The sequence below is a fragment of the Rhodococcus sp. AQ5-07 genome (genome assembly GCF_009707305.1).
In the GTDB taxonomy this organism is placed as follows: Bacteria; Actinomycetota; Actinomycetes; order Mycobacteriales; family Mycobacteriaceae; genus Rhodococcus_F; species Rhodococcus_F erythropolis.
The window spans coordinates 1173557-1191767 of record NZ_CP046099.1 but is presented as its reverse complement, the minus strand read 5'-3'; the positions used below and the strand labels follow the sequence as shown (position 1 = coordinate 1191767).

Sequence of the window (18211 nt, the reverse complement as noted above, 5' to 3'; positions counted from 1 at the left end):
ACGTCCGGAAGTCATCACGACGCGACCAACGCCGCAGCACTGAAGACCTGAACCTCTATTCCTTCAACACTATTCGATCGTGGGTGGCAGACGAGGGCCGCGCGCCCTGAACCGACTGCCGTGGCTCTCCCGCTCGCGCGCCTCGGCCAACGCTTCGGCGATCGTATTCTGCGCGCCCCTCGCTACCGAGTACGTAACGCGCGGTTGTCCCGCAACCCTGTCCACGCCTGGATCGTTTCGGATAAGCCAATTCGCGTTGACCAGCCTGGCGAGTAGGCGATGCGTCTTTCCAGGCGAAAATCCCAGCGCGTCCATGATTCGGTAGCCGTAAATTTCGTTGTGCGGATCAGTGACGAGCACCGTGAGAATTTGCTGAACAGCGGGCGTTATCCGCACGTGGTCGGTCGACATATCGGAAACACTACATAGTTCGTGCGTCCGCAGGCCGGAGCGAACAGCCGCCGGAAAGTGGGACTCGTGCAGATCGCCGATACCCTGCCGGAGGCGTCTCGCGGGGCGGGAGGCGCAGTTGCTAGCGGTAGCGACGGGCGGGCGCAGCTCCCTTCGTCTTGGCTGCTTTCGCCTTCTTCCGCTCCAGCCGTTCTTGCGTTCGCTTACCGATGTCGACGGCGTCGGATGGGCTGGGGCCTGGAGCGGGAGAGGTGAACCACGTCAGCCACACACCGATCTTCGCCAACACCGCGAGCGGCTTTCGGGCAGCGACCCAGATGCGCCGACCTGTTGATTCCTGTGCCACGTGCTTTCTCCCGTTCAGGTCGCTCACTGGAACAGGCCTTTGATTCCGCTCCATGTGCTCCGCAGTCCGCTGTCCACACCATCCTGCCAGCTGTCGGGCAGTTTGCCGTACGCCCATTTGGTGCCCATGTAGGCGCCGACGCCGATCAGGGCTGCCCCACCTGCGACCGCGAGGGCTGGTGCGGCTACGCCGAGCGCGGTTGCCCCGGCTGCTATGGCGGCTGCTCCGGCGATGCCTCCCACCACTCCGGCTGTGCCGGATGTGATCGCTTGCCCGGGGCGAACGCCTTGTTTGATGTCGAAGTACATGCCGACGGGGGCGAGGATGATGGCGCTTCGTCCGAGCACCTTGGACGCCAATCCCAGTTTGGCTGCTGCGGCGTCGAGCGGGACGAGTTTGGTTCCGTTCTGGGTGACGGTGCGCTGCGCCGCCAGCCATGCGGCATCGAAGTCGGTGCTGGCGTCCAGGACCGCTTGTCCCCGTTGTAATTGCGCGGTGAGGTTGCCCATGGCGCTGAGGGTGCTCGCGAGGTTTCTGTTGACGACGAACTTCGCTCCTGCAGCGCCGCCTTGTGCGAGCCGTTGCGGCCAGCGTTCGATTTGTTTGTTGAGGGTGTCGGTGATGTCGAGTCCGTTTGCGTCCCAGGCGATGACTCCGCCGCCGGGAAGGAAGATCAATCGAGAGTGGTCCGATCCGTCGACGGTGATGGTGCCGTCGTCATCGGTAGTGGTTACCGACGAGGTTCCGTTGCCGATGTCGGGGGTGAATAGTGTGCCGTCCTCTTGGAGGTAGACGACGTTGCCTTGATCGTCGACTGTTTGGGCGACGATCTGGTGTGTGTCGACGGTTCCGTCGCCGTTGGCTACGGATCGGGTGACAACTGGATTGCCCTGTGGGTCGACGGCTTTGGTGATGATGGAGCTGCCTGGGGTCACTTCCGAGTCGCCGGTGACGTGGCCTTGTGGGGTGTCGGTCTCGGTGTGGACGCCGTCGGGGGTGTAGGTCGATTGGGAGGTGTATTGGTTTCCGGAGCGATCGGTGTAGGTCGATTCCGTCCCGGTGTCGGTGACTTGGCCTTGGGTGTAGCCCTTGTCGGATCCGGCGGCTGGTTCTTCGTAGTAGCTACCGTCTGGGTAGAGGACGGTGTTCGATCCGTCCGGGTTCGATGACCATGTCGTTACTCCGCCGTTTCCGTCGGGCACTGACCGGGTTTCGGTTTGGGTGCCGTCGGCGTTGGCGATGGTGGTGTCGACGGTGCCGCCGCTGTCGGGTACGACCGTCGATTGGGCCTGGGTGTGGTTGCCGACGCGGTCGTAGGTGTCGGTGGTCACCGATCCGTCGGGGTTTTCGGTGGAGGCGTTGCGCAGGGACGGGATGGATCCGTCGGCATTGGGGTCGTCGATCGTGCACTTGTCCGGATCGGCAAGGATCGGGTAGATCGAATCGCCAGTGGGATAGATCGTTTGGACGATGGTGTCGCCGTCGACTTCGTATTCGGTGCGGACCGGTCGGCCGAGGGCGTCGTAGGCCCAGGGCGGGTTCACGTGGGACTGTTCGCGGCCGTCGGCGTCGAGGATCGACACCGAGCCGTCGGCGTTCTTGATCATCTGGCCGCCCGGTGGGACCTGCTGCGGGAAACGGTAGGTCCGCGGAGAAGTGGGATCGTTGATCAGGACCAGGGTGCGTTCGCCGCCGGAGCCGTTGGGGATGGTGATCTGTTCGTATCCGCCGGGGGCGTATCGCAACACGGGTTGCGCGACGGTACCGACGACGCGGGCGAGCACCGATTCCGGTGTCCGGGAACCGAACGGTGAGCGACGGCCCCGCACACCGATCCCGCCGACGGTGAACGCTGCGGCGCCGACGAGAACCAGCTCGAGGTAGCGGTTGCGTCCGTCCTCCTCGTCGAGTCCTGAGTTTGCGACTACCGGTGCCGGATCTACCTGCGTGGGGGCGGATCCCGATGTCGTCGCTGCAGGCATGGGAGTGCGTTCGGTGGTGGCGGTTCCCTCGCCGGGGGTGGGGGTGAGTGTCGGCGAGGGAACCGCTGGCGTCGACGCGTTAGGGGACGCGCCGGTGCCCGCTTCCGAGGTCGGGGACTCGGAAGACAGAGGGGGGACTCCTATCGTCGGAACAGGGACGATGGGGGTGCCGTTGTAGGTGGGGAAATTGGTGGGGGCGTTTGCGCCTACGTTCGGCCCACCTCCAGGGGCTTGTGCTCCTGGGAGTCCGATTGTCGTCGTCGGGGTCGGGCTCGCCGTCGTGGAGGGTGCGGTGAGGCACGGGTTGATGACTTCGGGCGGGATCGGTGAACCGGGCGGCAGCGACGCAACGAGGTTCAGGTAGATCTGGTGATCACGGGCTCGCACTGCAGCACAGTCTTCTTCTGGGGTGGCAGAGGAGGTGGGTGCGAACGTGAGCATCATCAACATCGCAATGATCAGGCTCGCCAGCACTGCCACGGTCGACACGATCGTGGTCGAGGAGACTCGGTTGAAGCGGTGTTGAGGAGTCACTGGCGACCACCGCTGGACTTGCCGTGGGACTTCGGGGCGGAGAAGGCCGTGATGAGTGTGTCTGCGCCCCACCAAAATAACCGTCCGGCGATAGACATCCACAGGAAGAATGCCAAGTACACCAGGATGGTGCCGTAGTCACCCGCCCACGCGCCGAGCTTGCCGATCACAGCGAAGGCTGCGATCAGCAGGGCCAGCCCGATGGCGGCGGTGATCACGCCTTTCGAGGTTGAACTCAATTCGCTCGCGGGGTCCCAGCCACGATCGCTGCTCTCGGCAGGGCGGTCGCTGCCTGCGGATGTGTTTCCTGGTGGAAGGTAGGGCAGTTCCGAGTCAAAACCTCGAGGGGTCGGCGATGTGGTCAGCGCACCCCTGGTCGGGGAAGAAGTCATGGTGACGAATTCCTTTCCCCGCCGGGAGGTGCGGGTTCGTTGGCGTAAAGGGCGTCGCTGCAGTGGCGGAGGCGCAGATGATCAGAGCCAGGTGGGGTCCGAGTACACGAACAGACTGTTGTCCGAAGTCGCGGTGGAGACGGCGAGCTGGGCGTAGGAGCGGATCGTGACGGGACCCATGCACGCGTCGATCTTGACGTGCACGTTCTCTGCTGTGATGGATGCTCGGGCAGCTTCTAAGTCCTTCTTACCCAAAGGGATCGTGGTGATGGTGCCCGGCGCGATCGTGGTTTGCACGCTCGGGTTCACCGATGCGTTCGCTCCGATATTGGCGCTCGGTCCGGTCCCGGAGATCGACACTCCGACTGACGGTCCGAGTGAGAATCCGAGTCCAAGTCCGAGGCCGGAAGAGACGTCGATCTGGCAACCGATCTGCAGCCCCTGTTCGATGTATCCCGTTCTCACCGCTGAATCGCCATTGCCGCCGATGGTGCCTGTGACCTTCGCTGAGACGAATCCTTCTCGCGTGAACGCGGTTGTCGCGAGGTTCGGTACCGGGTTGGCTGAAAGTTTGGTGGCGGCAAGTTCAAGTGCCCATCCGTCGTCGGTGACGGTATTGGCGAATTTGTCAGCCAGCGCTGTCGGGGTTGCCGACGCGGTTCCGGTGAACAGGATGCTCCCCGTCACTGCAACGAGGGTTGCGGCAGATAGGCGAGCTATTCGTCGGCTTCGCCGAGTACCGCCGGTAGCACCGATTGTTCCTTCTTCAACCATTTTCGAACTCACGCGCGAACCTCATTTGTGATCGTCGACAACCACACCCAACCGATTGCCAGAATGTAACCATAAGGACGGTTCGGACGGTACAACACCACCAGCCAGGCGACCATCCCGACTGATGAGGCCAACCCCGTTTTGCCATCACTCGGAGTTACACAAAGATTTCGGAACCCTCCGGACCAGCGAATTTCCTCGCCCCCGCACGTGACAGGCGTCATAATCACGATCCGATGACAGCACGTTCGATTCCGCGCAATGCCGCGAAGGCCAGAGGCCGCACCCAGATGGAGACATCCGCCTCCCGGGACGCCGTACCGGTCCACTTTCACCAGAAGGCCCGGCCCTTGTGCCGAACCCTCGATCGTCGAATACTGAAACGGTCGGGCCAACCCAGATGATCGGGGTTCAGCCATGGGACTCTTCTACATGTTCGTCGGTGCACTGGCCGGTGGCCGACGGCGCAAGCGACGTGCACACCCGAAATCAATCAAGACCCGGATGAATCGTCGCCGCGCCGAGCAGCGATACATCGAAAATGCCGTTCGACGCAAGGAACTCGACGCCCAGGCAGCTCGTATCTACCGCGCACGCCGCAGCCCACCTCCAGCGCAGTCTGCACAACAACAGGCCGCGGGCACCTATCGCGATCCGCGCGATTTCTGGACAGGTTAGATGCACAGCTCAGATCGGGCGCTGGCCGCAACGTGCCCACAACACCGAAGACCATACGTGCCGTCTTCACCGTCACGGGTTCTCGGCAATACCGCCCTTCACTGATACTCCCCGACTCCCTGTAATCGACTGGGTATGAGTCGTTTTTGGCCGGAGCCATCTGGATTCATCGACGCAAGTTGAGTCCCTGTAGAGATGTCGACAACCGCCTCCCTGACTGTGTCGTTGCCCTGTTGTACAGAATGCGCGAGCCGTCGGGTGTGAACTTCGGAGGGATATCACTACGGCATTGCTCGGCGTATCGCTTCGAACCACGGGCGATGGCGAATGGTTAGTATTTCCGTGTGACCAACGGGGGGAACACATGCGAGCCTTTGAATCTTCTCCCGATTTCAGACTTGGCATATCCGACCCTCGCCATCAAGAAAGAGGATTCTGTGAATCGAACCCACCGAATGGGCACATTGCTCTGCGCGGCAGCCCTTTTAGCTGCTGCTGGGTGCAGCAATGACGCAAATATCAGCGAACCGAACACTGGCGACGGGACGTCCATCACCAGTACCGAAGCCGCGAGCACCGAGTCCAGCACGGTGGATCCGTGTTCGGTCTCGACGGTCGCGGGTCAGATGTGCCGCACCGTAGCATCGGCATCAATTGAGCGGGCGGACTTCGCGAATCCGATTGCGGTGTCGATTAACACGTCGCCGACGATCGAAGTTCGGGTCGCGACGCAGTCGGGAGCAGTGGCCAAACATCAGGTGTATCCGACCTCGACGTCGGGCGGCGGTGGCCTCGGGCCTACGGGCGACTTTCCCGTCAAACAGGATCATTTCCTCACCTCTGTCAGCGACGTGACCGGGGACGGAGTTCCTGAAATCATCGTCCAGACTGGACAGTTCCCCGATCACGCCGAGTACCAGGTTCTCCGTTTGGGTTCGGACGGGACGTTGGCTGTGGTGAACGCCCCGACGTACAACAAGTGGACGACCGGTAACGACGTGTGGACGACATACAACACCACTGACCCGGACATCGGCTTCTTCCGTTGCCCGAAGCCGGGGCAGCCTGGTGTCGCCACGAATCCCCTGCAGAGCATCAACGTCAACGATGACGGCCGCGGCACCCGCGTCGACTATCTCCACGATCACAAGTCCGGCGCGTGGACTCAGGTCGCGCAGGAACCGGTGACGATGCAGATGGGTGTCTCGACGGAGCCGTTCCGGGCATTCGACTGCACCGACCTTGCCACTCGTACCGATCGCACTCCCAAGGACAAGAACACTCCGTTCACGCCTGAGACCGCAACGTCAACTGTCGCAACGCCGGGCGCATCCGTGTCCCAGACGTCGACCGTTGCAGCGCCATGTACGTTCGATCCCGCCAAGGACGGCAGGGCGACCACCATTTCGGTTGTCTCGGGGGACCTCGGCTGCGCTGACGCCCAGCGCATTGCCCGCGAGTACAAGACCAGCGACCTCCCGGCTGGCGGGAACGCCGCCCACAAGGAAAACGGCGAGTGGCATTGCTCGTCGCCGACGGCGGGAGAGAACGAACGGACCGGCCGCATCATGAGCTGCGAAGCCACCGTCGGATCGTCGGCGTCGTGGAAGTTCGATGTCGTCGTCGAACCCAGGTAGCTCAACTGGTTCAGCACCACCGCAGTTGGTGTGCATGCGAAAGTCCCCCGCGGTCCGTCTGGACGGCGGGGGACTTTCGTTTGTCCGCTGCGGTTTTCGAGGGCTGTGAGAGTTCCGTCGCGTCGGCGGTTTTCGAGGGCTGTGAGAGTTCCGTCGCGTCGGCGCCGGAAGTCCTCAGTCCATCGTCATCGCGGCGATCCATTCGCTCGGGTCCATGCTGTGGAGAGGTCGACAATCTCCGGAAACAACCGGGTGATGACGTTTCCGTTGCGTGATCACAGGACTGGCGCGGGTTCGCCGGTGGCGGCGATGGCTCTCAATCCATCCCAGTTTTGTTCGAACGCCCAGCCCTCCTTCTCTGGTGGCGGGCCGAGGGTCGCGAGCATCGGTTTCACCGGCTTGCGGACACTCATCTTTCGAGTGTGCTCACATTCGCTGCTGTTGGTGAGGTTTTCGCTCGATTCGCACGGCCGGATGCCATCGTGGCCCAGGTCCTACCCGCCGCGTTCCGGCATGACCGCCGCCGTCCACTTTCGACGCAACGTCTGCCAGATCGCCGCATTTGGTCAACACCCTGTTGGCCGAATTGCGATCCGCTCGGCGCCCAACCAAAAGTCGATCGACGTGGGCGGGTGCGGATGCAGCGGGGTCACAGGTGTCGACGCCAGATCCGGAGCCGTCGAGGCCGGATCCACGGCCGCGCAGAGTGCGTCGTGCCTGACCGTCGAGTCCATCGAATCGGCGTATCGCAGGATTTCCTGGGCTCCGGCCGTTCGGCACCCTTAGCGCTACCGAGGACGTCCGGTCGAAGTGAACGGGTAGCCGATGCTCTGGCCGATGTTCGAGGTTCCCTTGACTGCGCCGTCGATCAACGCGCGACCGAGAGTCAGGGGAACGAACTCGTGGAACGCGACGCCGTGTTCGATACTGACGACGTCGGCGACCTGGTAGGTGACCCCGGCGGGGATCCGATCGGGATCCTCCGCTCGTTCGGAGGTGTTACGCAGATCGACGTCGAGGGTCAGGTTCGCGGCGGTGAGTTTGGCCAGATCAGTCTCATTGAGCGAGCTGAGCTTGTTGGAACGGAACACCAGGCCTGTCCGGACGGTCCTGCCGTCGGTAGTCCGATAGCCGCCGATGTCGCGGAAGTTCCGCGCCTCGTCGAGCCTGATCTCGGCCGCGGACGGCGGTGGGATCTCCGGCAGCGGCGGTTGCTCCCCGGACGATCCGAACTGGCTCGAACCCGATTGCGGGTCGCCGCTCGAGGCGGAGGCAAGTGCGGGGCCAGTCAAGGCCGCCACCACGGTAAACAGCGCAGTGAGGGCGATTCCGAAAGAATGCGCCCCTCGGCGGCGCGTGCAAGCAGTCGTCATCGTCGTCCTCTTCACTCGCTGTGCTGGACGACCCCGCGCCCCCGCAAACTCACGTGCGAGATTACAAGGGTGGCGCGCTCCTCGTCCCGACTTTGCCCCAGAAACCGGACATTTGTTCAGGTGTCCGAATTGCCGCCGTCATGCGGGAAGAAACTCTTGCCCGTCACTCCAGTGCCATCGACCACGCCGGACCCGGTCGAACGCCAGACCGCGGCCGCGGCGCCACCCGCAATTGCCCACCACTGAACCACTTCACTGTCGAGCAACTGCACAAATCTCGACATCGAGCTGGTATCCGTTGGGACGAAATCAATCTCACGAGCTACCGGCCGTCGATCATGACCAGTGCAGGCTGGGGAATTTCGGACGAAGCATCTGCGAGAGCAGCAAGAGTGCCATCGAGCGCGACAAGGTCCGCACGACGACCCGGCGCCAATATCCCCACCCTCCCTTCGTCATGGACCAAGTACGCACTGTCCACAGTCATGGCCTGCACTGCACGCTGCACTCCGATCCGTTGGTGGGAGCCAAGCACGGCACCGCCCATGGTCAGCCGATTCACAGCAGTCCGAATCGTCTGGAGGGGATCCATCGGCGTTATCGGGCAATCCGAGTGCAGCCCGAACTTCAATCCGATGTCATCGGCGCACGCCAGCGGGTCCAGGTTGCCGGCTCTCTCAGGACCGAGGAAACGGTCACGGTGACGATCGCCCCAATGAAAGACATGGTTGACGAAAAAGCTCACCCCGATCTCCGCATCACGTATCGCCTCGAGATCCGCAGGCCCACTCACCTGGCAATGCTCGATACGGTGCCGCGCTCGACGTCCGTCACTGCGATGCGCCTTGCGCAGCGCCGCGATGGCGGCGGCTACGGCCGCGTCGCCGTTGGCGTGCACCGCGACCTGACCTCCCTCGCGGTGCACCTGGAGAACCATGTCGTCGAGTTGCTCCTGCGGATAGAGCAAATCACCGTGATGGTTCGGGCTGCAGGTATACGGGGTCCGCAAGGCTGCTGACAACCCTTGAATGGACCCATCCGCCCAGAATTTGGCGCCGGCCAAGCGGAAGCGTGACCCTGGGGCCGGTACAGCCGTGAAAGCAATGTTCCCTTCCTCCAGTTCTGCGATCGCGAGATCACCCCGAAGGAAGCCAACCGTGTGAACGGGTATCTCGCCCGTAATATCCAGGGCACGATAGGCGGCCAGCTCCTGCATACCTGCCGACAGGCCGACCCCTAGATCGTGCACAGTCGTGATTCCTCGCGAACGCGCCAGTGTCAAGCTACGCAGCAACGCGGTCTGCACCTCTACCTGTGTCAGGTCTGGTATCGCGGCACTCAACCGCGCTACGGCATCGATTTCCCAGGCCATCCCTGTGAGCCTCCCGTCCGCCCCGCGCGGAAACTGCGAGTCCCCGGGATCCACCGTCGATTCGTCGATGCCTGCAGTTGCAAGCGCAGCAGTGTTTGCCACCGCAAAGTGCCCCGAGATGTGCAGAACGATGATCGGGCGGTCAGTACAGACTGCGTCGAGGTCATCGCGTGTGAGATGGCGCCCTTCTCGAAGTTGTGTGTCGTCATACCCCCATCCGCGTATCCAGCCGTGAGTGGGAGTGGAGTTCCGCAGAGCCCCTTGGATATCCGTGATCGAGGCGCACGGTGGCGTCCGGCAATCAGCCCATCCGTCAGTCAAGCCGGCGTAGGTCGGGTGAATGTGCGACTCGATCAGCCCCGGGATCACAGTTGCGCCAGCCAGATCGAGCCGACGAGTTTCCGGTCCGGCGTGCTCCGCCATGTCCTTTCGGCTTCCGGTGGCGACAACCAGGCCTCCGTCAAGGACGAGCGCCTCTACCTGGGGTGACGCCATGTCTTGGGTGAGGATTGCATCTGCGGTGAGTAGTGTCCGGGTCATCAGATATCCGCCTTCGCGGTCGGGGCTGCGGGGTAAGGCACTGGTGCCGATCGATTTTCTGCACGGAGGCCCGAAACCGCTTCGACAGGAGGCCACATCACCCGTGTAGCGGACACGAACACCACGTTCAGAACGAGGGCTGCAGCACCGATGTTTATGCCTTGATCCGCCAACCACATCGATACCGTGCCGTGTGTGTCGAGGTAAAGCCAGAGCACCACCACGTCGCCGAGCACCACGCCCATCGCGAGCGCTGCCGGTCGCAGCTTCCATCCGAAGATCATCGTCGCGAATACCACCACGGCCTGGGTCACCCCGTAATACGCGGTATTCACCAGCGTCAGCAGCAATTGGGGTGCGGCGAGGGTGAGGATCAGCGAGAGGCCGAGGTAGGCGACGATGACCCCGCGCACCCACACTCTCTGACGTGATTCGGGTATTCCCGGAACGATGTTTCGCGAGACGATCGAGCCGATTCCCAGCGCCGAACCACACAGAACAACGATCGCGCACAGTGCCGCACCACCCGCCACCACTCCGGTCAGCCAGTCCGGGAGCACGAGACGGGACAGTTGCAGGAGCACCTCATTGGACTCTGCGCCCTCGAGCTTGTTGGGCAGCAATGAAATTGCGCCGAAGGCAGCAGCGACGAGGAAGGGATACATGAGCATGTACAGCGGGTTGAATCGGGCGACTCGCTTGAGGGTTGCCTCGGACTTCGCCGATAGCACCGCTTGCACGATGAAGGGGAAAACGAAAAAACCGAGTGACTGGAACACAATTGTGGTGAGAACGAAGGTCAGCGACGAACCGGTGACGGTGGATTGCGAGGCCTGCCCGGCCCCATGGGATGCCGCATCGGCAAAGAGCTTCGTGATACCGCCCGATTTGGCCGTGGCGGCCAGTCCGATCAGGATCGCTCCCAACAGCAGAGCTGCGTCCTTGACGTAAGACACGAACGCCGGTGCACGCACACCCGAAAGCAGGAGGAAGAGCAGAGCAAGCGCAGCGCCGACAAAAACCGCCACCGTCGGGTTGATGGTGATGCCAAGTCCGCTCAGTGCGACCTGGAGGCCGGCAAGCTGCAACTGCCCCCAGGGAATGAGGAAGACTACCGAGGCAATCGCGATTGTCAGTTCCAACCCGCGCGACCGAAAGTGCCGCCCTGCCACATCGGGCAGCGTCATCGCGTTATACCGCTTGCCTGCCCGCCAGAGATAGGGCGCAAAGAAGTATCCGATCGGGTAGGCAAGCAAGATGTATCCGATGAACCAGACGCCGTAGCTTGCCCCGTGGGCGTACACACCCCCGGGAAATCCGATGAGCGTGCCGATGCTGTAGGCCTCACCTGCTCCCAGGATGAAAACCAGCACGGGACCGAAAGATCGCCCGCCCACGAGGTAGTCGGAGATCTCTTTTTTGCTTCCACGGCGTGAAAGCACTCCGGCGCCGAGCGCGAGGAGTAGCACGAGCGTAAATGTTGCAGCGATCATGTCGGATCCCCGATCTCGGTCTTGGCCTGAGCCAGTTCGTTTCGTTCCGCTTCCTCGAAGTCCTTGCGGTCAAGGAACTTCCATGCCAAGTGGAGACACAACGAGGTCAGCGGCATCCACAGGAAAAGCCACGCGAACAAAATGGGAAATCCGAGAACAGTCAGTTCGGATCCGGAGAGCGCAACTATCCCGCCCAGCACCCCGACGAACGGAACTCCGATTGCGAGCAAGGCACTCTTCGCCTCGTTGGACATGATTGTGGCTCCTTAGCCGTTGATCGATCCGGAGCAGATGAGGCGAGGGGCGTTTTGCCGTCGAATCGTCGTCCGGTCTAGCGTTGAGTGTGCCTCCCGTCACTATGGCGGGACCATGGGTGAACCCCGGAATCCACGACGCTCGTTCGTGAAATTCACGGGACGCAAGACCAAGCACGCACAAAGGAGTAACCCCGTGGACGTAATCGACGTCGAAGAAGAAGACACGATCCGACGGTTGTGTCGCGAGGTTTCCGACGAACTCGAAGCGCTCACCGAGCGCGCGGTACAACAGATTCGCAGCGAACTCCCGGCCTACTCCGCGGTACCAGTGGCCGAGCAAGGCAACTACATCCGCAAACAGTTGTCCGCAATGCTGTGTGCCGTCGCCGAGAACGAAACGATCACCACAGAAGACACCGACCGAAACCGCGAACTCGGGCGCCGTCGCGCGATGCAAGGGCTCCCCCTCTCCGATGTCATCGAGACCTATCACATTGCATCTCGTGAGCTCTGGGACACGATGGTCCAGCGGTCCACGAAACCAACACACGAGCTGCTGCAAGCAGGCGGCAAACTCTGGGACCTCGTTCACGCCGCGACGAGCGCAGTCGCAGTCGGACACTCCGAGGCAACGCGCAGCGAGCAGGCCATCCGCGCCGGCGTTCGATACCGATTCTTCGAAACACTGCACAGTGCAACGGATATGGAACTGAGCAACGCCCGAGAGCTGGCACAAACCCTCGGATTCGATACACAGAAATCGTTCCAAGCACTGTCGGCCGTCGAGGACGAATGGTCAGAAGCACAAGTAGAACACCTGCAACGAACCCTGGATTCCGTGCATGTTGTCGCGCATTGCAGTCGACATGGCTCCCGAGTAATCGTGATGTGTCAGGGCGAACCAACCGAAGTCATCCACGCAATCATGCGAGATCATCCACGAACGTCACTAGGTATCGGGATGCCCCGGGTCGGGCTCGTCGGCGCAGCTCAAAGCATCACCGACGCCGAGCGCACATTGCAGTTGGCGACAGCGCCGGGCACGACGGTCAGTTTTGCCGACGAATGGCTCATCGCCACTCTTGCCACCCACCAGGACGAGCTGCTGCCGCTTCTACAGGCCGGGGCATCTGTGGCCGAAGAGCACTCACATCTGATGGACGCCGTCCGCGCCTTCGCGCGAAGCGGGTTCTCTGTCAGCGCCGCCGCCCGTGACATCCACCTACATGCGAACTCTGTCACCTATCGACTCGACCGCTGGCAGCATCTGACTGGATGGGATGCGCGAACCCTCGACGGCCTGATGAAATCCATGGTGAGCCTCGAATTGTTTCATCGTAAAACGCTCGCCAAGATCTGACACCGAACACAGTCCGCTTTTCCTCGGCACGCTGAACCTCACCCGCGCTTGTCACGCGGGGTTGGAGTCGAGTCGATTCCGAAGCCAAGCACCCATATCGAGCGCAGCACGCCGGGCAACAGGCGTTGGATGGTTTGTAAATCCATGCGGGACAACAGGATAGAGACGCAAGTCGACGTCGTTACCGGCCGCCGACAGCCGCGCCACCATGGCAAGGTTCTCAGCCAGAACCACGTCTTCTGATCCGACCACCACGAGGGTAGGCGGCAGGCCGCTGAGGTCGCCGAATGTCGGAGAAATATCCGGGAGAGTGCGATCATCGACATGCCCGACATAGGCTTCGATGAAGTATTCGTCGCTGATGGTGCGGCCCGCGGGAGTCTGCGCACTGACGTCGTACGTGCCCGCTTCCAGCACGGCACCCGAAAACGACTTGGCCAGACCTCGATCACGAAGGCGCAGCAATGTCGTCGTCACCAAGGTTGCTCCCGCCGACATGCCACCGATGGCGAGCCTGGTCGTCCCGAACCGTTCGGCAGCGACATCAAGTAGCCACAAAGCGACTGCCTCACAATCGTCCGGCGCTGCCGGCCAAGGGAATTCCGGCGCAAGCCGGTAATCGACGGTAACCACTGCCACCCCGACCGCGTCGGCAAGTCTCGTGCTTCGGGCGTCAGCGCTGGCCGCTGAACTCATGTAGAAACCACCACCCGGAAGATACAGATAGACCCCGTTGACAACGCCGTCTTTCGGCGTGACTACGCGCACTGAAACGGATCGACCCTCGATGTCGAGTGTGTGTTCAACAGCCCGGGTCGCCGTGGGCTCAACCACCCTGGATGCTCGCGCCACAAGCAGTTCCTGCAGCGAACTCGGACCGACACCGGCAAGCCGCGGCGCATAGAACGCTCGGGTGATCGCCACATCGTCGCCGGGTAGTTGTTCGACCAGATCAGTCAGTGCAAGCTTCACAAATGCTCCCTCGGGTCGCGACTTGTCGACAATTCTCGCACCCCGTACAGCAGCCTCGAGCCGGGGCATTCCAGGCAGTGAAGACGTGACGGGTATGTGCGAATCGCGCCGCAATAAGGCGTTCTCACGCTACCCTCATCTCTGAATTGGACGTTTGTCTAGAAAGGTCGACGGATGCGTGCGCTGTTGCTTGCCACCCTTGCAATCCTGGCTATCCAGATTGCAGCCCCGGCGGCAAACGCTTCACCTCCGGATCCGGGCTGGACTCTCCCCCAACTGACCGTCGCAGATCGAACGATCAAGGACGTCGACGGACGAACGGTGTTGCTCCGCGGCGTGAACGCCAACGGTCTCAATGACTACGCAACCAACGGCACCGGTCTACCCACCGTTACGCCGCTGGGAATAACGGACTTCGCGCAGATGGCCGCGCTGGGCTTCAACGTTGTCCGACTCAACGTCGCGTGGTCCCTCCTCGAACCGACCCGCGGTGCATTCGACGCTGCGTATGTCGACCGGATTCGAGGCGCAGTCCAGAACGCGAAAGACCACGGCATCTACACCGTTCTCGACATGCATCAGGACGCATGGGGCCCGTACGTCGGCACCCCGAGCGACCAGTCGTGCCCGTCTTTCATGGAGCCGGGAGTCGGCTGGGACGGCGCACCGGAGTGGGCAACCCTGACCGGCGGATGGACGACCTGCAATATCGCTGGACTCCGGGAAGCCGCACCGGCGATCGCCCATGCCTTCCAGGCGTTTTACGACGACGAGCAAGGAATCCAGAGTCGCCTCGTGGCTACGTGGGCGCGGTTGGCCGCCGAGTTCAAAGACGAACCGGCGGTGGCCGGATACGACCTGTTGAACGAACCGAATCCCGGCCTGCGCGATCCATTCACCGCCGCTGATCAGATCGGGCAGTTCTACAAGCGGGCCACCGACGCCATCAGACAGGCCGAATCAGGCGGATTTCCGCACCTCGTGTTCTTCGAGCCCAGCGCGATCTGGTCGGCATTCGGCTTCGACGCGCTGCCCCCACGCCAGTACCTGACCGATCCTCTGGTGGTCTTCTCGCCACATCTCTACAGCGAATCGATAACAGTCAGTAGCGAATTCCCCGGAATCGAAGACGGGTTCAAGATCGCCGACCGCGCTGCCGCCTGGTACGACGCCCCGTTGTGGACGGGTGAATGGGGTTGGTTCGGGGATGCCGGCGAGCAGGGAGCAGACGTCGACCGCTTCGTCGACGCCACCGACAAGTACCGGATGGGCGGCGCGTGGTGGTCGTGGACACAAGCGTGCGGTGACCCCCACCCGGTTCGGGACGGCAATACCCACCAGCCGCAAGGAAATTTGAATCGCATCGACTGCCCTTCCGGCGAATCACTCGGGCTCGTAGAGGGATTTGCCGGGCCTCTCTCGCGTGCTTATCCGCGAGCAGCGCCCGGCACACTGACGGGGTTGTCGCGCAACGGGTTTACCGGGACCGGTACAGGACAGGTCGAAGCCTGGTACCCCGGCACCGACCGGCCACAGCTCGAGATTACGAATCTCGCTGACGTCCGACTGTCCCCGATAGAAGGCGGCTGGCAACTGATCGGCCACGCCGATGGCGACTACGCGGTGAACTTGGCCTGATAGGACACCCACCTCGGCGGTCCGCGTTCACACCACCTGAAAGAGGGTTTATCAGAAGATTCCGCCAATTCCCTTGCCGATCAGAACAACTCCGACGACCAAGATCAACACACTCATCACCGTGGTGTTGTTGTCCTGGAGCCAGACTTTGAGCTTGGCCAACGGCTCGCGCAGACGATCAGCAGCCACCAGGTATCCGATGACCGGGATCGCGACCGTTGAACTGGCGATGATCGTGAAGACAAGGACAGAGGCGATCACTCCACCGGTCGCCAGCGACGCCGACCCGATCGAGACTCCGGCCGCGATGCACATCAGCAGATTCTTCGGGTTGATCGCGGCGAGCGCGAATCCTAGGCCCAACCCCTTGACCGCGGTCATCTCGTCGACGGCTTGCATCCACTTCGGTGTTTCGTGCTCGCCGCTGCGCCCCCGCCACTGCTTGACCCCGAAGGCCAACAGGAGGACACCGAGAGCGAGTTTGATCCACGATACCGTGGCAGACGGTCCATTGTCCGAGGTGCTGAGGGCACTGGACAGGGTGACAAAAAGAACTGTGGCAATGAAGATTCCGAGCAGCCAACCCAACGCGAACCCGATGCTGGTGCTACCCGCACGCTTGGAGAGCAACATCAAGATCGTGGCGATGACGGATACCGGAGACACGGCGACACCGACAGCTATGGGGAGGAGATCTCCGATAACGGAACCCATGTCAAAACTCGTTTCTCATCGGGACGCAGTCGATACCGCTGCGCGCCAATGCTGACACTCTGTGCGCCTACATCGTTCGTGCCTCATTCGAAAGGGATGAGCGCCCGAACGCCGGACCACTGACTCGCCCCGTCAATTCGTCTGTGCTTGTTGGAATGCAGCGGCAACACCACCGACGTCTCCCCCGACTTGGAACACTCCCCTAGGCAGGTCGGGAAACACTGCATCACTGACGGCGACGACAAACAGAAGTCGGCGATCGTCGGGGGTGATCATGTAACCCGACAACGCTTGAAGAGTGACTATCAACCTGCCGGTGTCAGATTCGACGTCGGCGGATGTTCCCGTCTTACCGATGACCTTCCCCTTTGCCGGACTGTCGGTTCCCACGCCCGACAACGAACCTCGCTCACCGAGTACGGGTTGACCTGCCCAGAACGTATCGGCCCATGGCTGCTGGTCCACCCAGTCGAGCCACTGGAGGACGGCTGCGGGCGTCGATTGTGACGGGTCTCCGCCCTGACCGTCCATGACCACCAGGTCGGATGCTGCAATACCTGCCTTCTCGGCGAGTGCCCGCACGGTGGGCAGACCGTCGCTGCACGACGACGATCCTGTCGCTACTGCCAACAGACACAAGAAAGTATTCGCGCCCGTGTTGTAGCTTGTCGCGAGAATCATCCCTCCCGACTCCGAAATTGGTGCCGATTGCAGGCTCGCAACTTGTCGACTTCCTGAATATGTCCGATCGACAGGCAGGGCAGCCGTGCTGTTCGTACGAGATGCCGATGCAACCTCGATTCCATTGCGTCGCAGTGCTTCTACGAATAGCTGACGCGCCCACGTCGGCGCGTCGGTAATGCGATAGACAGTCAGCGATGTCTTTCCAGCCGGCACCGACCCGGTCACGTTGATCCGGGTGGGATCGGACGGATCGGCCGCAACCTTCAGAGTCGAGTCGCTACCTTCCTCACCCGTGGTGACCTGAGCATCGACGCGGAACAGGCCGTTGCCGGGAAGCATGTCGATGGTGGCGGGCTCACCTACCGCACCCGGACTCGCCTGGATATCGACGAGGTTGTCGTTGACGAAAATCGACGGGACCAGGCCTTCGACTGTCGAGTATGTGTCCCACAGACGAGGGTCCACCAGAACGTCGCCGTTTACCCGAGTGATGCCGGCGTCGGCTACTTGTCGTGCGAGATCGTTCAGACCTGCCAGCGGATCACCGGGCGCGAGAACGGCTCCTGGCAGGGCATCGGCGTAGACGTGGTCGATGCCGTCGGTGGCGAAATCGAATCGGCCTTGTGCGGCGTTGCGCCCACCGAGCGCGAGGTCACCGGAGCCGACCAGCACCAGATCCCCGGTAAGGGTGCCCTCGACAGGGAGAGAAGTGGCATAAACGGGGGTGGTGACAGTGTGGTCTACACCAAGGGTGTCGTAGGCGGTGCCGACGGTGAAATGTTTGGTCTGGGAAGCCAAAAACATAGAGCTATCAGCATTGTTGCTGTAAATCACCTCGTCGGTGGCGGGGTCGACCAAGAGATAGGACCACCGAGCCATGGCGTACGGATCGGTGGCCATGATGCGGGCTGCCTCCTCGGGAACCTGTTGCGCTGGAGCCGATGCGGAATCGGAATTCGACGGCTTCGCCGAACATGCGGTGAGGACTACTCCGACGCTGATCAACGCAGCGACGGCGCGAACTGATGTGGTGTGCGGCATGGACGCTCCTGAG

At 62.1% G+C, this 18211-nt stretch carries 20 protein-coding genes; 5 read left to right on the top strand and 15 right to left on the bottom strand.

What is annotated here, in order from left to right:
* Window positions 1–69 precede the first annotated feature (69 nt).
* From GJB56_RS05635 to GJB56_RS05615, 5 genes are all read right to left on the bottom strand, one after another.
* Window positions 70–411: a hypothetical protein gene (locus GJB56_RS05635; RefSeq protein ID WP_070161833.1), complete on the bottom strand. Its 342-nt coding sequence runs from the start codon at window positions 409–411 to the stop codon at window positions 70–72.
* Between the two features lie 121 nt (window positions 412–532).
* The gene (locus GJB56_RS05630) at window positions 533–757 is read right to left on the bottom strand and encodes a hypothetical protein (RefSeq protein WP_019748114.1); all 225 of its coding nucleotides are present in this window, start codon (window positions 755–757) and stop codon (window positions 533–535) included.
* A 23-nt stretch (window positions 758–780) separates the two neighbouring features.
* Entirely contained in the window at window positions 781–3273 is a 2493-nt protein-coding gene (locus GJB56_RS05625; protein ID WP_021333553.1) for a hypothetical protein, read from the bottom strand.
* Window positions 3270–3665: a hypothetical protein gene (locus GJB56_RS05620; RefSeq protein ID WP_230091140.1), complete on the bottom strand. Its 396-nt coding sequence runs from the start codon at window positions 3663–3665 to the stop codon at window positions 3270–3272. Before GJB56_RS05620 ends, GJB56_RS05625 begins: the two co-directional genes overlap by 4 nt.
* A gap of 81 nt (window positions 3666–3746) precedes the next feature.
* Complete coding sequence (locus tag GJB56_RS05615; RefSeq protein ID WP_021333552.1) at window positions 3747–4352, bottom strand: MspA family porin; 606 nt, start codon at window positions 4350–4352, stop codon at window positions 3747–3749.
* Between the two features lie 504 nt (window positions 4353–4856).
* Here GJB56_RS05615 and GJB56_RS05610 point away from each other — a divergent pair.
* Window positions 4857–5117 carry a hypothetical protein gene (locus GJB56_RS05610; RefSeq protein WP_019748110.1) on the top strand — a complete coding sequence of 87 codons (261 nt, stop codon included), beginning with the start codon at window positions 4857–4859 and terminating at the stop codon, window positions 5115–5117.
* 437 nt (window positions 5118–5554) lie between these two features.
* A complete protein-coding gene (locus GJB56_RS05605) occupies window positions 5555–6754 on the top strand; it encodes a hypothetical protein (protein ID WP_162793417.1) in 1200 nt (399 codons plus the stop codon).
* 10 nt (window positions 6755–6764) lie between these two features.
* Here GJB56_RS05605 and GJB56_RS05600 read toward each other — a convergent pair whose 3' ends face one another.
* Window positions 6765–6956: a hypothetical protein gene (locus tag GJB56_RS05600; protein ID WP_070161839.1), complete on the bottom strand. Its 192-nt coding sequence runs from the start codon at window positions 6954–6956 to the stop codon at window positions 6765–6767.
* A 73-nt stretch (window positions 6957–7029) separates the two neighbouring features.
* Window positions 7030–7167, bottom strand: coding sequence for a hypothetical protein (locus GJB56_RS05595; protein WP_154606643.1), 138 nt, complete (start codon window positions 7165–7167; stop codon window positions 7030–7032).
* Window positions 7168–7267: 100 nt separating this feature from the next.
* Between GJB56_RS05595 and GJB56_RS05590 the strand changes: the two genes are divergently transcribed.
* Window positions 7268–7540: a hypothetical protein gene (locus GJB56_RS05590; RefSeq protein ID WP_113682915.1), complete on the top strand. Its 273-nt coding sequence runs from the start codon at window positions 7268–7270 to the stop codon at window positions 7538–7540.
* 2 nt (window positions 7541–7542) lie between these two features.
* Here GJB56_RS05590 and GJB56_RS05585 read toward each other — a convergent pair whose 3' ends face one another.
* The 5 genes from GJB56_RS05585 to GJB56_RS05565 all read right to left on the bottom strand — a co-directional run bounded on the left by GJB56_RS05585 (window position 7543) and on the right by GJB56_RS05565 (window position 11786).
* Window positions 7543–8127, bottom strand: a complete 585-nt coding sequence (locus tag GJB56_RS05585; protein WP_230091139.1) for a tyrosine-protein phosphatase — start codon at window positions 8125–8127, stop codon at window positions 7543–7545.
* Between the two features lie 116 nt (window positions 8128–8243).
* On the bottom strand, window positions 8244–8411 hold the full coding sequence (locus GJB56_RS05580) for a hypothetical protein (RefSeq protein ID WP_154606642.1): 168 nt from the start codon (window positions 8409–8411) through the stop codon (window positions 8244–8246).
* 38 nt (window positions 8412–8449) lie between these two features.
* A complete protein-coding gene (locus tag GJB56_RS05575) occupies window positions 8450–10039 on the bottom strand; it encodes an amidohydrolase (protein ID WP_021333547.1) in 1590 nt (529 codons plus the stop codon).
* On the bottom strand, window positions 10039–11532 hold the full coding sequence (locus tag GJB56_RS05570) for a sodium:solute symporter family protein (RefSeq protein WP_021333546.1): 1494 nt from the start codon (window positions 11530–11532) through the stop codon (window positions 10039–10041). Before GJB56_RS05570 ends, GJB56_RS05575 begins: the two co-directional genes overlap by 1 nt.
* Window positions 11529–11786 carry a DUF3311 domain-containing protein gene (locus tag GJB56_RS05565; protein WP_113682916.1) on the bottom strand — a complete coding sequence of 86 codons (258 nt, stop codon included), beginning with the start codon at window positions 11784–11786 and terminating at the stop codon, window positions 11529–11531. Before GJB56_RS05565 ends, GJB56_RS05570 begins: the two co-directional genes overlap by 4 nt.
* 196 nt (window positions 11787–11982) lie before the next feature.
* Between GJB56_RS05565 and GJB56_RS05560 the strand changes: the two genes are divergently transcribed.
* Window positions 11983–13149: a PucR family transcriptional regulator gene (locus GJB56_RS05560; protein WP_029538023.1), complete on the top strand. Its 1167-nt coding sequence runs from the start codon at window positions 11983–11985 to the stop codon at window positions 13147–13149.
* Between the two features lie 51 nt (window positions 13150–13200).
* Here GJB56_RS05560 and GJB56_RS05555 read toward each other — a convergent pair whose 3' ends face one another.
* The gene (locus tag GJB56_RS05555; protein WP_047889324.1) at window positions 13201–14121 is read right to left on the bottom strand and encodes an alpha/beta hydrolase; all 921 of its coding nucleotides are present in this window, start codon (window positions 14119–14121) and stop codon (window positions 13201–13203) included.
* 174 nt (window positions 14122–14295) lie between these two features.
* Between GJB56_RS05555 and GJB56_RS05550 the strand changes: the two genes are divergently transcribed.
* On the top strand, window positions 14296–15759 hold the full coding sequence (locus tag GJB56_RS05550) for a glycoside hydrolase family 5 protein (protein ID WP_113682917.1): 1464 nt from the start codon (window positions 14296–14298) through the stop codon (window positions 15757–15759).
* 51 nt (window positions 15760–15810) lie between these two features.
* Here the strand turns inward: GJB56_RS05550 and GJB56_RS05545 are convergent, their stop codons facing one another.
* Both GJB56_RS05545 and GJB56_RS05540 read right to left on the bottom strand, forming a co-directional pair.
* Window positions 15811–16473, bottom strand: a complete 663-nt coding sequence (locus GJB56_RS05545; protein ID WP_113682918.1) for a GAP family protein — start codon at window positions 16471–16473, stop codon at window positions 15811–15813.
* 132 nt (window positions 16474–16605) lie between these two features.
* The gene (locus tag GJB56_RS05540) at window positions 16606–18198 is read right to left on the bottom strand and encodes a D-alanyl-D-alanine carboxypeptidase/D-alanyl-D-alanine-endopeptidase (RefSeq protein WP_113682919.1); all 1593 of its coding nucleotides are present in this window, start codon (window positions 18196–18198) and stop codon (window positions 16606–16608) included.
* Window positions 18199–18211 lie beyond the last annotated feature (13 nt).

Excerpts from the sequence above, each read along its gene's own strand:
- GJB56_RS05635 (WP_070161833.1), bottom strand. The coding sequence starts at position 411 with ATGTCGACCGACCACGTGCGGATAACGCCCGCTGTTCAGCAAATTCTC.
- GJB56_RS05595 (WP_154606643.1), bottom strand. The coding sequence starts at position 7,167 with ATGAGTGTCCGCAAGCCGGTGAAACCGATGCTCGCGACCCTCGGCCCG.
- GJB56_RS05590 (WP_113682915.1), top strand. The coding sequence starts at position 7,268 with ATGACCGCCGCCGTCCACTTTCGACGCAACGTCTGCCAGATCGCCGCA.
- GJB56_RS05570 (WP_021333546.1), bottom strand. The coding sequence starts at position 11,532 with ATGATCGCTGCAACATTTACGCTCGTGCTACTCCTCGCGCTCGGCGCC.
- GJB56_RS05620 (WP_230091140.1), bottom strand. The coding sequence starts at position 3,665 with ATGACTTCTTCCCCGACCAGGGGTGCGCTGACCACATCGCCGACCCCT.
- GJB56_RS05575 (WP_021333547.1), bottom strand. The coding sequence starts at position 10,039 with ATGACCCGGACACTACTCACCGCAGATGCAATCCTCACCCAAGACATG.
- GJB56_RS05610 (WP_019748110.1), top strand. The coding sequence starts at position 4,857 with ATGGGACTCTTCTACATGTTCGTCGGTGCACTGGCCGGTGGCCGACGG.
- GJB56_RS05600 (WP_070161839.1), bottom strand. The coding sequence starts at position 6,956 with ATGGATCGCCGCGATGACGATGGACTGAGGACTTCCGGCGCCGACGCG.
- GJB56_RS05545 (WP_113682918.1), bottom strand. The coding sequence starts at position 16,473 with ATGGGTTCCGTTATCGGAGATCTCCTCCCCATAGCTGTCGGTGTCGCC.
- GJB56_RS05565 (WP_113682916.1), bottom strand. The coding sequence starts at position 11,786 with ATGTCCAACGAGGCGAAGAGTGCCTTGCTCGCAATCGGAGTTCCGTTC.
- GJB56_RS05585 (WP_230091139.1), bottom strand. The coding sequence starts at position 8,127 with ATGACGACTGCTTGCACGCGCCGCCGAGGGGCGCATTCTTTCGGAATC.
- GJB56_RS05580 (WP_154606642.1), bottom strand. The coding sequence starts at position 8,411 with ATGTCGAGATTTGTGCAGTTGCTCGACAGTGAAGTGGTTCAGTGGTGG.
- GJB56_RS05550 (WP_113682917.1), top strand. The coding sequence starts at position 14,296 with ATGCGTGCGCTGTTGCTTGCCACCCTTGCAATCCTGGCTATCCAGATT.
- GJB56_RS05540 (WP_113682919.1), bottom strand. The coding sequence starts at position 18,198 with ATGCCGCACACCACATCAGTTCGCGCCGTCGCTGCGTTGATCAGCGTC.